Below are 14003 nucleotides of genomic sequence, written 5' to 3'. Positions count from 1 at the left end.
GCGTCTGTGAAACAGACGCTGCCGCGTGAAATTCGGTTCATCACCAGAAGTGACAATGAATTTCTAAGCGTGTTACAGGCTTGATGCCTGAAAACTGAATCCGAAACGAATCTGCATTCTAAGTATAGGATAAGCCCTCGACCGATTAGTATTGGTCAGCTCCATGCATTGCTGCACTTCCACCTCCAACCTATCTACCTCGTCGTCTTCAAGGGGTCTTACTAATTGGGAAATCTCATCTTGAGGGGGGCTTCACGCTTAGATGCTTTCAGCGCTTATCCCGTCCGTACGTAGCTACCCAGCCATGCTCCTGGCGGAACAACTGGTGCACCAGCGGTACGTCCATCCCGGTCCTCTCGTACTAAGGACAGCTCCTCTCAAATTTCCTGCGCCCACGACAGATAGGGACCGAACTGTCTCACGACGTTCTGAACCCAGCTCGCGTACCGCTTTAATGGGCGAACAGCCCAACCCTTGGGACCTACTTCAGCCCCAGGATGCGATGAGCCGACATCGAGGTGCCAAACCTCCCCGTCGATGTGGACTCTTGGGGGAGATAAGCCTGTTATCCCCAGGGTAGCTTTTATCCGTTGAGCGATGGCCCTTCCATGCGGTACCACCGGATCACTAAGTCCGACTTTCGTCCCTGCTCGACTTGTAGGTCTCGCAGTCAAGCTCCCTTATGCCTTTGCACTCTGCGAATGATTTCCAACCATTCTGAGGGAACCTTGGAACGCCTCCGTTACTCTTTAGGAGGCGACCGCCCCAGTCAAACTGCCCGCCTGACACGGTCCCCGTACCCGGTAAGGGTACTAGGTTAGAACCTAGATACGATCAGGGTGGTATCCCAACGGCGCCTCCACCGAAGCTTGCGCTCCGATTTCTACGGCTCCCACCTATCCTGTACAGATCGTACCCAAATTCAATATCAAGCTGCAGTAAAGCTCCATGGGGTCTTTCCGTCTTGTCGCGGGTAACCTGCATCTTCACAGGTATTAAAATTTCACCGGATCTCTCGTTGAGACAGCGCCCAAGTCGTTACGCCATTCGTGCGGGTCAGAATTTACCTGACAAGGAATTTCGCTACCTTAGGACCGTTATAGTTACGGCCGCCGTTTACTGGGGCTTCGGTTCATAGCTTCGGGTTACCCCTAACCACTCCCCTTAACCTTCCAGCACCGGGCAGGCGTCAGCCCGTATACTTCGCCTTGCGGCTTCGCACAGACCTGTGTTTTTGCTAAACAGTCGCTTGGGCCTTTTCACTGCGGCCCCCTCGTGCTATTCACACTACCGGGGCACCCCTTCTCCCGAAGTTACGGGGTCATTTTGCCGAGTTCCTTAACGAGAGTTCTTCCGCGCGCCTTAGAATTCTCTTCTCGCCTACCTGTGTCGGTTTGCGGTACGGGCACCTTCTCCTGGCTAGAGGCTTTTCTTGGCAGTGTGAGATCATGACCTTCGCTACTATAATTTTCGCTCCCCATCACAGCCCAGCCTTATCGATGTGCGGATTTGCCTACACATCAGCCTCACTGCTTAGACGGACATCCATCAGTCCGCGTCACTACCCTCCTGCGTCACCCCATCGCTCATAGCGGATTACGGTGGTACAGTAATTTCAAACTGTTGTCCTTCGACTACGCCTTTCGGCCTCGCCTTAGGTCCCGACTTACCCTGAGCGGACGAGCCTTCCTCAGGAAACCTTGGGCTTTCGGCGGATCAGATTCTCACTGATCTTTTCGTTACTCATACCGGCATTCTCACTTGTGTAGTGTCCAGCGCTCTTTTCAGTACACCTTCAACCCCTACACAACGCTCCCCTACCCCAGATACATAGTATCTAGCCATAGCTTCGGTGGTGTGTTTAGCCCCGTTACATTTTCGGCGCAGAGTCACTCGACCAGTGAGCTATTACGCACTCTTTCAATGGTGGCTGCTTCTAAGCCAACATCCTGGTTGTCTGTGCAACTCCACATCCTTTCCCACTTAACACACACTTGGGGACCTTAGCTGATGGTCTGGGCTGTTTCCCTTTTGACAATGGATCTTAGCACTCACTGTCTGACTCCCGGCAATAAGTATATGGCATTCGGAGTTTGACTGAGCTTGGTAATCCTTGCGGACCCCGCACCCAATCAGTGCTCTACCTCCACTACTCTTATACCGAGGCTAGCCCTAAAGCTATTTCGGGGAGAACCAGCTATCTCCGAGTTCGATTGGAATTTCTCCGCTACCCCCACCTCATCCCCGCACTTTTCAACGTACGTGGGTTCGGGCCTCCAGTGCGTGTTACCGCACCTTCACCCTGGACAGGGGTAGATCACACGGTTTCGGGTCTACGTCCACATACTAAATCGCCCTATTCAGACTCGCTTTCGCTGCGGCTCCACCTTCTCGGCTTAACCTTGCATGTTAAACGTAACTCGCCGGTTCATTCTACAAAAGGCACGCCATCACCCATAGATCGGGCTCTGACTTTTTGTAAGCACACGGTTTCAGGTTCTATTTCACTCCCCTTCCGGGGTGCTTTTCACCTTTCCCTCACGGTACTGTTTCACTATCGGTCGCCAGGTAGTATTTAGCCTTAGCAGATGGTCCTGCTGGATTCATACGGGGTTTCACGTGCCCCGCACTACTCGGGATCCGTCTCGGAGAGAACACAGTTTAGGTTACAGGGCTTTTACCTCTATCGCGGGCCTTTCCAGACCTCTTCACCTACCATATTCCTTTGTAACTCCATGTGAGACGTCCCACAACCCCAAGAGGCAAGCCCCTTGGTTTAGGCTGTTCCGCGTTCGCTCGCCGCTACTGACGGAATCACTATTGTTTTCTCTTCCTCAGGGTACTTAGATGTTTCAGTTCCCCTGGTCTGCCTCTACATTTCCTATGTATTCAGAAATGAGTAACTGCGAATTACCACAGCTGGGTTTCCCCATTCGGACACCCCCGGATCAAAGCTTGCTTACAGCTCCCCGAGGCAGTTTCGTTGTTCGCCACGTCCTTCGTCGGCTCCTGGCGCCTAGGCATCCTCCGTGTGCTCTTATTAGCTTAACCTTGATTTCTCCGAAGAAAAATCTCACTAATAACATTTACTTGTTTGCACAAGTTGCTAAAAGATGTTCTAAAACGCAAATTCGTTTCGGTATCCAGTTTTCAAGGATCAAGTCTTACTTGAGAGCTTAAACTCTCAAAACTGAGCAACGAGTGAGTAACAGGCCTAAACCTGAGTTGTGGAAGCTTAGCTTCCGATTTGAATGTCCTCATTGCAGAGAACGATTCTCCATAGAAAGGAGGTGATCCAGCCGCACCTTCCGATACGGCTACCTTGTTACGACTTCACCCCAATCATCTACCCCACCTTCGGCGGCTGGCTCCCTTGCGGGTTACCCCACCGACTTCGGGTGTTGTAAACTCTCGTGGTGTGACGGGCGGTGTGTACAAGACCCGGGAACGTATTCACCGCGGCATGCTGATCCGCGATTACTAGCAATTCCGACTTCATGCAGGCGAGTTGCAGCCTGCAATCCGAACTGAGACCGGCTTTGATGGGATTGGCTCCACCTCGCGGCTTCGCTTCCCGTTGTACCGGCCATTGTAGTACGTGTGTAGCCCAGGTCATAAGGGGCATGATGATTTGACGTCATCCCCACCTTCCTCCGGTTTGTCACCGGCAGTCACTCTAGAGTGCCCAGCATTACCTGCTGGCAACTAAAGTTAAGGGTTGCGCTCGTTGCGGGACTTAACCCAACATCTCACGACACGAGCTGACGACAACCATGCACCACCTGTCTCCTCTGTCCCGAAGGCCGCTGCTATCTCTAGCAGATTCAGAGGGATGTCAAGACCTGGTAAGGTTCTTCGCGTTGCTTCGAATTAAACCACATACTCCACTGCTTGTGCGGGTCCCCGTCAATTCCTTTGAGTTTCAGTCTTGCGACCGTACTCCCCAGGCGGAGTGCTTACTGTGTTAACTTCGGCACCAAGGGTATCGAAACCCCTAACACCTAGCACTCATCGTTTACGGCGTGGACTACCAGGGTATCTAATCCTGTTTGCTCCCCACGCTTTCGCGCCTCAGCGTCAGTTACAGCCCAGAAAGTCGCCTTCGCCACTGGTGTTCCTCCACATATCTACGCATTTCACCGCTACACGTGGAATTCCACTTTCCTCTTCTGTACTCAAGCCACCCAGTTTCCAGTGCGACCTCAGGTTGAGCCCAAGGTTTAAACACCAGACTTAAATAGCCGCCTGCGCGCGCTTTACGCCCAATAATTCCGGACAACGCTTGCCCCCTACGTATTACCGCGGCTGCTGGCACGTAGTTAGCCGGGGCTTTCTTCTCAGGTACCGTCACTCCGGTAGCAGTTACTCTACCGGACGTTCTTCCCTGGCAACAGAGCTTTACGATCCGAAAACCTTCATCACTCACGCGGCGTTGCTCCGTCAGGCTTTCGCCCATTGCGGAAGATTCCCTACTGCTGCCTCCCGTAGGAGTCTGGGCCGTGTCTCAGTCCCAGTGTGGCCGTTCACCCTCTCAGGTCGGCTACGCATCGTCGCCTTGGTGGGCCGTTACCCCACCAACTAGCTAATGCGCCGCAGGCCCATCCCTCAGTGACAGATTGCTCCGTCTTTCATTCTTCTCTCAGGAGAAAAAAGAAATTATCCGGTATTAGCTACCGTTTCCGGTAGTTATCCCAGTCTGAAGGGCAGGTTGCCTACGTGTTACTCACCCGTCCGCCGCTAAGTTATTTTGAAAGCAAGCTTTCAAAATAACTCCGCTCGACTTGCATGTATTAGGCACGCCGCCAGCGTTCGTCCTGAGCCAGGATCAAACTCTCCAATTAGTATTGAAAAGAGCGATATGCTCATTTTGAAACATCTGACGAGAAAATTAATTCTCTATTTTGGATTTCACTTACGTGATTTCCTACTCACTCGTTGTTCAGTTTTCAAAGATCAAGTTCTCGTTGGCGCCGTTTAATGTCTCAGCAGCAACTCTTATACTATATCATGTTCGGCTATTTAATGTCAAGCTCTTTTTTCAACTTCTTTTTCGAGCTCGGCATGTGTATTTCTTGGCCGGACTTAGAATATATCATGTATGGAGAAGCATTGCAAGAGTTTTTTTGAAACTAATATTAAATCTCTACATTCTATAGGAGCAATGAAGTGAAAGCACCGCTTCTAATCAACAGTAGCCAAGAGAACTGTCCTTAGACAGCTCCCTTAAGCCCTGTGTTGTATAGATACTATTCAGTACGGTTACGCATATGTGGAAACAGCAATACATCGCGAATCGATGCAGAATTGGTAAGCAGCATGATCAAACGGTCTACGCCGATTCCCAGTCCGCCAGTAGGTGGCATACCATATTCCAGGGCGCGGATGAAATCATCGTCCATCTCATGAGCTTCGTCATTACCTTGCTCTTTCTCCTGGATCTGTGCCTCAAAGCGTTGACGTTGGTCAATCGGATCATTCAATTCACTAAATGCATTAGCGTGCTCACGACCCACAATAAACAGCTCAAAACGATCGGTAAAGCGTGGATCCTCATCGTTTTTCTTCGCAAGTGGTGAAATTTCAACAGGGTGTCCCATTACAAAGGTTGGCTGAATTAGAGTTTCCTCTACAAATTGCTCGAAGAAAGCGTTAAGGATATGACCGAACGTCATATGTTTCTCAACAGGCACACGATGTTCTTTTGCCAAAGCTTGTGCTTCGTCATCTGTCATGTGAACACTGAAATCAACACCGGTTACTTCTTTAACAGCATCAACCATAGTTACACGACGCCATCCTGGAGACAGATTTACCTCTTTGCCTTGGTAATCCAGCAGTTGTGTACCTAATACCTCTTGGGCAATATGTGCAATCATATTCTCCGTGAGATTCATGATGTCCTTGTAGTCAGCATATGCTTCGTACAACTCAATCATAGTAAACTCTGGATTATGACGAGTCGACATTCCCTCGTTACGGTATACACGGCCGATTTCGTACACTTTTTCCAAACCGCCAACAATAAGGCGTTTCAAGTGAAGCTCGATAGCAATCCGCATATACAGCTGCATTTCAAGTGTGTTGTGGTAAGTAATAAACGGACGCGCAGCTGCTCCGCCGGCGATCGTATGAAGTGTAGGTGTTTCAACTTCAAGATAACCAAGTGAATCCAAATAGCGACGCATCGATTGAATAATTCTTGAACGGGCAATAAAGGTCTGTTGAACTTCCGGATTAATAATCAAATCAACATAGCGCTGGCGATAACGCAGTTCTACATCTTTAAGACCATGATATTTCTCAGGAAGTGGCAGCAGGGATTTGGACAAGACTTCGAGATTATGCACTTTGATGGAGGTCTCGCCTGTTTTGGTTTTGAATACTGTTCCACGAACGCCAATAATATCTCCCAGATCGAGAACATTAAACGCCGCGTATTGAGTTTCAGGAATGCTGTCTTGACGAACATAAAGCTGAATTCTTCCACTAAGGTCCTGGATATGCGCAAAGCTGGCTTTACCCATAACGCGTTTTGCCATAATACGTCCAGCAATGCTCACTTCAACAGAAAGCTCGTCCAATTCCTCTTTGGAAAGTCCATCATACTTAGCTACGATATCGCCAGCGTTAGCTGTGCGCTCGTATTTTTTGCCAAAAGGATCAATACCAAGTCCTCTTAGCTCGTCCAGTTTGGCACGGCGGATCTGCAAAAGCTCACTAAGTTCGTTCTCTGCATTGTCCACATTGTTCATTTCCTCGGTCATGCGATTCATCCCCTTATAACTCAGTAATATCATATACACAAGAAGAAACGGCTCCGTCTCCATAGTTAGAGGACAGTCCCGTTCCAGCTCAAAATATAAGCAGTTTGTTTTACCTATCGTTTCTGGATGATTTGAAAAAAGCTTCCCTAAGGAAGCTTTCCCAAACATGTTCCCTTATCTACCTATGTACAGTGAAATGACTAATACATACGGCAGCACATCTATTTACAGACATTAAGGTCTGTATATTACTTCATTCTGATATCGAGAATTTTATATTGAATAACTCCTGCAGGTGTAGAAACATCAACAACCGTACCTATTTTTTTCCCGATAATAGCTTTGCCTACCGGACTTTCATTGGAAATCTTGTTATTCAGTGGATCAGACTCTGCTGTACCTACGATCGTATACTCCATAGTGTCCCCATATTCCAAATCCTCGACACTTACAGTAACACCAATACTTACTACGTCAGTAACGATCTCGTCGCTATTGATGATACGCGCGTTGCGAAGCATCTTCTCCAAAGTTAGAACGCGTCCTTCGATAAAAGCTTGCTCATTCTTCGCGTCTTCATACTCCGAGTTCTCACTGATATCTCCGTAGCCAATCGCTACCTTAATCCGTTCAGCAACCTCACGGCGTTTTACGGATTTGAGGGTCTCCAGCTCATCTTCCAGACGTTTTAGCCCGTCCGGCGTAAGGATGACTTCTTTATCGCTCATCTCAACCGATTCTCCTGTCGTATACAATTATTGAAAACACCATACTATATGCTAATCTAGAAGGATAAGAACCCTCCCTGCTGCATTGCTCTTACTGTAACGGCGATTTTATACTGTGAAATTATATTGGAACCGCTACAAAATGTCAATGACACCACATATAAAGTCAGATGTGTTCAAATATCAGCAGAAAAAAGGTGATTATACAGCAGAAGAAGACATTTCAATGCCCTTGCTCTCTTCTTCATGCTTTAATTGAACGACAAAATCATTCAATATCCTCACCATTCCATCGCGTTTTGTTTCTGTCATGAGAACATCCTTCACTCTAGCGGCAGCCTTCAAGCCTTTTAAGTACCAGGCCATATGCTTACGCATCTCACGGACAGCTACAGCTTCTCCCTTAAGAGCTACCAGTCGATCCATATGAAGAATAGCAACCTTAATCTTCTCATCCAAGCCAGGTTCAGGCATAAGCTCGCCGGTGCTCAAATATTGAATCGTACGATACAACATCCAAGGATTGCCGAGTGCTCCACGCCCGATCATTACGCCATCGCAGCCAGTCTGATCCAACATAGCCCGAGCATCTTCAGGTGTATTAACATCCCCGTTGCCAATAACAGGAATAGAAACTGCTTCTTTTGCCATCTTGATATAGTTCCAGTCCGCATGGCCTGTGTAAAGCTGCTCCCGGGTACGACCGTGTACGCTGACAGCCTTACCCCCGGCACGTTCAACCGCACGCGCATTATCTTCGACAAAAATATGCTCGCTATCCCAGCCAATCCGCATTTTCACGGTTACGGGTTTATCGACAACATCGACAACCGCAGAGACCATTTCATAGATTTTGTCGGGATTCAAAAGCCAGCGGGCTCCCGCATCACATTTAGTTACTTTAGGCACTGGGCATCCCATATTGATATCGATAATATCAGCATTGGTTTCTTTATCAACCACTTTTGCTGCTTGCACCAGTGATTCTCTATCCCCGCCAAAAATCTGCAAACTAAGCGGTTTCTCCCGTTCATCTACAAACAACATTTCGCGAGTACGTGTATTTCCGTGAATAATGGCCTTATCGCTTACCATTTCCGCACAGACCAGACCTGTACCAAATTCCTTAGCGATCAGACGAAAAGCCGGATTGCACACGCCAGCCATAGGTGCCAGAACAACCTGATTTTTCATCTCGATATCGCCAATCTTCAGCATTCGTATCACTTCCTGCCTTTTAATTCTTAAAAATTATGAGTTGGGATCCACAAGCTCTTCTGTTGTAACCCCTAGGACATTCGCAATTTTATCTAAAATTTGATCTTCTAATCGTCTGTTACCCCTCTCGACTGCACCAAGCACAGCCAAGGAAATTCCGGCAAGATCCGCAAGATCCTGTTGAGTATACCCTTTTAGCTTACGGAATGCCCTGACCCTCCGTCCCAAACGCTTGTTGTCCACAACCGAATTCCTTCCTTCCCGTCTATGTCTTGAAGCGCTGCTGTAATCAGCTTGCGAAGTCCGGAAGATTGTTCATTCTGTGGAACGATGTCACTGAGCGGAAACAATACAAAAGCACGCTCTAACATGCGTGGATGCGGTAACGTTAAATGTGGTGTATCGAGCACCTGACCCTCAACCCACAACAAATCCAAATCTACCGTTCTCGGTCCATAGCGGATATCCCGGATACGACCCAACTGCGTTTCAATCCCCAACATCACTTCCAGCAAGGACTCGGGCGCAAGTGTCGTTCGCAAAGCTGCTGCCATATTGAGAAACTGCGGCTGATCTAAATAACCTACTGGCTCTGTCTCGTAAACTTTGGAGCAGCGGACCACAGATATTTCATCATGAGCGTCCAGTCTGTTCAAAGCCTCTGACAGTGTGCCCTCGCGGTCACCCAAATTAGCCCCTAAAGCAATATAAGCCTCTGATTCTTCAGAGGTGGAATGTATATTCATGGACCTTGTTCTCACTTTCTAGTTCTGCGCAGCTCTACAGTCACTCCCTGAAAATGAATGTCGAAAGGCGGATGGGGTTTAGTTACCTTAACCGTTACTGCATTGATAACAGTATAAGTGTCCAGTACGGAGGATGCAATATATTCTGCCAAAGCTTCGATCAACTTAAAAGACTTTATTTCGACAATGTTTTTGACTAATTCATGAACTTCAGCATAATTCACGGTTTGACTCAAATCATCATTCAAGCCCGCACCCTGCAAATCAAGCTCCAGCTCTAAATCAATGTAAAAACGTTGTCCCAGCTTACGTTCTTCCTCAAATACACCGTGGTATCCGTAATATTCCATGCGATGCATTGTCATTTTATCCATGATTAATCCGCCCTTTTTCGTAAAATATAGCTATTCACGCACCAATGGAGGTGCAGCATACAACATCGCATCACACATCTTAACCGTTCGTTTAATCAGAGATACATCATGTACACGTACGATCTGGCAACCCTGAGCTATCCCAAAAGCTACTGTAGCTGCGGTGCCTTCCACAACATCATCAGACGGCAAATCAAGTACCGTGCGGATGAATTTTTTGCGGGAAGTCGCCAGTAACAACGGATAACCTAACTCAGTCAACCCGTCTAAAAGCGTCATTGCCTGCAGGTTTTCATTATAATCCTTAGCAAAGCCGATACCTGGATCCAATATGATATTGGCCGGCTTAACGCCTGCGGCTACCGCAAGATCAATACTTTCCTTAAGGTCAGCCGACATATCCGCACTCAGATTCGTATAATTACGGTCTTGCCGGTTATGCATCAAAATAATAGGACAGTCAGCAGCAGCGGCCACTGCCGCCATTTCCGGATCGGCCTTACAACCCCATATGTCATTAATGATATGGGCACCCGCAGCTATAGCTTGGCGGGCTACTTCAGCTTTATAGGTATCGATAGATAACGGAAGGTGAGGTGCCGCCTTATGAATACTCTCGATCACAGGCAATACACGGGCTAACTCCTCTTCAAGTCCCACCGGTTGATGACCAGGACGAGTAGATTCACCGCCGATATCAATAATATCAGCACCCTCTGCAGCCATACGCAGCGCATGCTCAACTGCTTTGTCCGGATGATCCCAAAGTCCTCCATCCGAAAAAGAATCCGGGGTCACATTAAGGATGCCCATAATCAATGTTCGATTTCCTAACTCCAAGTCTGTATTTCCACAACGGTATGTCCGCTTAAAGAGGACTGGTCTCATTTCGAAATCGCCGTCCTATCTCTATATAATGAAATCAAGCCAGCAGTAATTGTTCCACACTGGCCAGTACCTATAGTAAATCTTGCATCTCCGTGCCACACCCCAGTAACAGGAACGATTTCTTGTACGGAATTGGTAAGAAACACTTCATCAGCAGCTTTTAACTGCTCCCAGTGATATGTTCCTTCTTCAACACTAAGGCCTGCACTAAGAGCCAGCTCCATTACCATTTCCCGGGTAATTCCCGGAAGTATCCCTGTTGTAAGATCTGGGGTATAGAGCCTGTTGTTTTTTACAAAAAAGATGTTGCTGACAATGCCCTCGGCAATAAATTCTTCTGCCGTCAGCATTAGTCCTTCAGCACCATTTGCCGCAGAAGTATACCCTCTAAGCTCTCGCTTAGCCAGAATGTTATTCATATAATGCAGCGACTTGAATCGCACTGTTCCCTCAGGAGTATTACGCCGCAAGGACAACAGCTGCAGCTCTTTGCCTTCACTATAGAGTTTATCTGGTACTTTCGGCAGCGCTTTGATGTACAACAAATGATTAGGCTTTTGATAATCACCAGCAGGTAATCCGAGAATATCCTCACCGGCTGTTACGGTATAGCGTATATAAGCTTCTTTTAATTCATTTTTGTCCATAACGCGCTTAATCCAGTTAAGTAGATGTGCCGCTTCTGCTTCAAATGGAATGCCCAGTGCCTTGCAACCCTCTGCCATACGCTTCAAATGACGCTCCAGCAAAAAGGGAACTCCCCCATAGGTCCTAAAGGTTTCGAACAAGCCAATGCCGTACAAAAATCCGTGATCCAAGGTAGAAACCACGGTTTCTCGGGCGTCAATGACACCATTGTTAAATCCTATATATTTCATGCCGTTTCTCCGGCTCTCCGTTTCAAGAAATTACGCAGCATCGTATGACCATGATCCGTAATAATAGATTCCGGGTGGAACTGCACACCTTCAATAGGGTATTCTTTATGGCGCAATGCCATAATCTCCCCTTCTTCAGTCTCAGCCGTAATCTCCAAGCAATCTGGGAGACTCTCCCGCTCTACAATCAGTGAATGATATCGGGTAGCTGTAAATGGAGACTCCAGACCTTCAAAAACTGAGGTCCCGTTATGGTAAATAGGCGATGTCTTCCCATGCATCAAACGCTCAGCACGGATGACATTGCCACCAAATGCTTGTCCAATCGCTTGATGTCCAAGGCATACGCCGAAGATCGGAATGATCCCCTTGAAATGATGCAACAATTCCAGACTAATTCCCGCTTCATTTGGCGTACATGGGCCTGGTGAAATTAGAATATGGTCAGGTGCCAGCTTTTCAATCTCTTCGATGGTAATTTCATCATTGCGGTGCACTTTAACCTCTTCCCCAAGCTCACCTAAATACTGTACGAGGTTATACGTAAAGGAATCATAATTATCGATGACCAAGATCACAGTGCTACTCCCCCTTCGGCTCCGCTGGTAGCTGGAAATTCCTGCTGCAGTTCACTACAGAGTACTGCCTTCACTACCGCTTTGGCTTTATTATGGCATTCACGGTATTCACGGTAGGGATCGGAATCGATCACTATGCCGGCACCTGTCTGAATATATCCGACCCCGTCTTTTACAGCCAGCGTTCTTATAATAATATTTAATTCCATATTGCCGTTATAGTCAATAAAACCCATCGATCCTGTATAGGGTCCACGTCGAACCGGCTCCAATTCTTCAATAATCTCCATTGTCCTTACCTTGGGAGCCCCTGTAATAGTCCCCCCGGGGAATAAAGCTGCGATAACCGCATACGCGTCTTTATCCGGCGCAATCTGGCCCTCTACCTGCGAAACGAGATGCATCACATGAGAGTAGCGCTCCACCGTCATCAGCTCCGGCACGCTGACGGAACCGTATGCAGCGACACGCCCGATGTCGTTGCGTTCCAGATCGACAAGCATGATATGCTCGGCGATCTCTTTTTCGCTCCCGCGAAGCTCCGCCTCCATGGCGGCATCCTCCGCGGGAGTGAGTCCCCGGCGCCGGGTGCCGGCGATTGGCCGGGCGCTCACTTTGTCCCCGTGCAGCTTGACGAGCAGCTCCGGTGAAGCGCTGGACAGCGCGAAGCCGGGCGACCGCAAGAGCCCCATGTACGGGGACGGGTTGAGCTTGCGCAGCCACTCGTAAACATCCTCCGGCGGGGACTTCAGCTGCGCCTCCTGGCGCAGCGAGAGGTTCACTTGGAAGACATCGCCTTGGCGGATGTATTCCTGAACGTCCAGCACTGCCTGCTGAAACTTCTCAGGCGAAAAAGCGGAAGCCATGCCCGGCCACTCTCCTGATGAAACTGTAAGGGCCTCAATGCTGCCCACAGCCTCATCATCCAATCCTGCAGCTGAAGATATCAGCTGCCACTGCTCTACCATTTGTCCAGCCTGTTCTATACTGCCAAGATAAAGATTTTGCAGCTCTTCCATCCCACAGTCTGCTGGAACTGGAACGTGAACAGCACAATACAGCACATGCTCTTCGTGATCATAAATCCATATCTCGTCAAACCTCATAAAAAGATAATCAGGAAAACCAGGATCATCTTGGGCAAGAGACGGCAATCGTTCCAAAGAACGAACCACATCATAACCAAGGAAACCAATACATCCACCAGAAAAAGGAGGAACATCTTCATCCTTTAACTTAGGTGACGTAAAATCCGACATCCATTGCTGCAGTAGCTCCAGCGGTTGTCCATGTAGTGTTGTTGCCTCAGGTATCCTCTCCTCGTCCACTGATGCTGATTCCAAAGATTCAGTAGGGAAGCTAAATACTTCCGCATTATCCTCCTTGCCCTTCAATATCGAAACAGGGTTCAAGCCCAAGTACGTATAACGGCCACCCTTACCACTTTCTAAAACTACAGAATACTGGGAAGCTAACTCCCAGGCTTTCTCCCAGGACGCGGGTAATTCGTTTGTGCACCGGGGGGATTTTATAATCAAGGGAAACATGCTCCAGTCTTCAGCAGCCCATTGTTCCCACTCGTTCCAGGTTGTTATGATTTCCAAAGCCATCCTCCTAAAAGTTTTGTCTAGCATCATCTTACAGTTTAATCTTCGAGACAAAACTCGCTTCGTAAGCATTTGCTTAGTTTTGTCCAATCATCAGTAGTATATTGCCTGTCAGTATACTGTACTTAAGGCATTATTGAAAAGCCCTCAGCGATAGGAAATTATTATGATTTTTTCGTTTTCTGCAAAAACCAGAGCTTTTTTCAACAATAATAAAATTAC

At 48.0% G+C, this 14003-nt stretch carries 10 protein-coding genes and 2 rRNA genes; all 12 read right to left on the bottom strand.

The features are described from left to right. Positions 1-125: 125 nt before the first annotated feature. The 12 genes from NYE72_RS00435 to NYE72_RS00380 all read right to left on the bottom strand — a co-directional run bounded on the left by NYE72_RS00435 (position 126) and on the right by NYE72_RS00380 (position 13784). Positions 126-3051 (bottom strand): 23S ribosomal RNA (locus NYE72_RS00435). A gap of 232 nt (positions 3052-3283) precedes the next feature. Beyond that, a 16S ribosomal RNA gene (locus NYE72_RS00430) occupies positions 3284-4841 on the bottom strand. The 16S and 23S rRNA genes sit together here, the layout of an rRNA operon. A 405-nt stretch (positions 4842-5246) precedes the next feature. Continuing rightward, positions 5247-6764, bottom strand: a complete 1518-nt coding sequence (gene lysS, locus NYE72_RS00425) for a lysine--tRNA ligase (protein WP_038573979.1) — start codon at positions 6762-6764, stop codon at positions 5247-5249. A 248-nt stretch (positions 6765-7012) separates the two neighbouring features. Further along, on the bottom strand, positions 7013-7492 hold the full coding sequence (gene greA / locus NYE72_RS00420) for a transcription elongation factor GreA (protein ID WP_036678719.1): 480 nt from the start codon (positions 7490-7492) through the stop codon (positions 7013-7015). Positions 7493-7693: 201 nt separating this feature from the next. Further along, entirely contained in the window at positions 7694-8710 is a 1017-nt protein-coding gene (gene dusB / locus NYE72_RS00415) for a tRNA dihydrouridine synthase DusB (RefSeq protein ID WP_036678722.1), read from the bottom strand. Positions 8711-8743: 33 nt separating this feature from the next. Beyond that, the gene (locus tag NYE72_RS00410; RefSeq protein ID WP_076099929.1) at positions 8744-8953 is read right to left on the bottom strand and encodes a helix-turn-helix transcriptional regulator; all 210 of its coding nucleotides are present in this window, start codon (positions 8951-8953) and stop codon (positions 8744-8746) included. Further along, entirely contained in the window at positions 8905-9456 is a 552-nt protein-coding gene (gene folK / locus NYE72_RS00405; RefSeq protein ID WP_036678725.1) for a 2-amino-4-hydroxy-6-hydroxymethyldihydropteridine diphosphokinase, read from the bottom strand. Before folK ends, NYE72_RS00410 begins: the two co-directional genes overlap by 49 nt. An 11-nt stretch (positions 9457-9467) precedes the next feature. Continuing rightward, positions 9468-9830, bottom strand: coding sequence for a dihydroneopterin aldolase (gene folB / locus NYE72_RS00400; RefSeq protein WP_036678726.1), 363 nt, complete (start codon positions 9828-9830; stop codon positions 9468-9470). A 30-nt stretch (positions 9831-9860) separates the two neighbouring features. Then, complete coding sequence (gene folP, locus NYE72_RS00395) at positions 9861-10718, bottom strand: dihydropteroate synthase (protein ID WP_076142181.1); 858 nt, start codon at positions 10716-10718, stop codon at positions 9861-9863. Continuing rightward, complete coding sequence (locus NYE72_RS00390) at positions 10715-11596, bottom strand: aminotransferase class IV (RefSeq protein WP_339211064.1); 882 nt, start codon at positions 11594-11596, stop codon at positions 10715-10717. Before NYE72_RS00390 ends, folP begins: the two co-directional genes overlap by 4 nt. Next, the gene (pabA, locus tag NYE72_RS00385) at positions 11593-12174 is read right to left on the bottom strand and encodes an aminodeoxychorismate/anthranilate synthase component II (protein WP_036678733.1); all 582 of its coding nucleotides are present in this window, start codon (positions 12172-12174) and stop codon (positions 11593-11595) included. Before pabA ends, NYE72_RS00390 begins: the two co-directional genes overlap by 4 nt. Next, the gene (locus NYE72_RS00380) at positions 12171-13784 is read right to left on the bottom strand and encodes an anthranilate synthase component I family protein (RefSeq protein ID WP_339211062.1); all 1614 of its coding nucleotides are present in this window, start codon (positions 13782-13784) and stop codon (positions 12171-12173) included. The genes pabA and NYE72_RS00380 overlap by 4 nt, the downstream gene beginning before the upstream one ends. Positions 13785-14003: the final 219 nt, after the last annotated feature.

It is taken from the genome of Paenibacillus sp. FSL L8-0333 (assembly GCF_037965665.1).
GTDB lineage: Bacteria > Bacillota > Bacilli > Paenibacillales > Paenibacillaceae > Paenibacillus_AQ > Paenibacillus_AQ odorifer.
This window is presented reverse-complemented; position numbering and strand designations above follow the sequence as displayed.

What these genes read in the sequence shown, in the direction of transcription:
- dusB (WP_036678722.1), bottom strand. Translation starts at nt 8,710, where the DNA reads ATGCTGAAGATTGGCGATATCGAGATGAAAAATCAGGTTGTTCTGGCA.
- NYE72_RS00380 (WP_339211062.1), bottom strand. Translation starts at nt 13,784, where the DNA reads ATGGCTTTGGAAATCATAACAACCTGGAACGAGTGGGAACAATGGGCT.
- folP (WP_076142181.1), bottom strand. Translation starts at nt 10,718, where the DNA reads ATGAGACCAGTCCTCTTTAAGCGGACATACCGTTGTGGAAATACAGAC.
- lysS (WP_038573979.1), bottom strand. Translation starts at nt 6,764, where the DNA reads ATGACCGAGGAAATGAACAATGTGGACAATGCAGAGAACGAACTTAGT.
- folB (WP_036678726.1), bottom strand. Translation starts at nt 9,830, where the DNA reads ATGGATAAAATGACAATGCATCGCATGGAATATTACGGATACCACGGT.
- folK (WP_036678725.1), bottom strand. Translation starts at nt 9,456, where the DNA reads ATGAATATACATTCCACCTCTGAAGAATCAGAGGCTTATATTGCTTTA.
- NYE72_RS00390 (WP_339211064.1), bottom strand. Translation starts at nt 11,596, where the DNA reads ATGAAATATATAGGATTTAACAATGGTGTCATTGACGCCCGAGAAACC.
- greA (WP_036678719.1), bottom strand. Translation starts at nt 7,492, where the DNA reads ATGAGCGATAAAGAAGTCATCCTTACGCCGGACGGGCTAAAACGTCTG.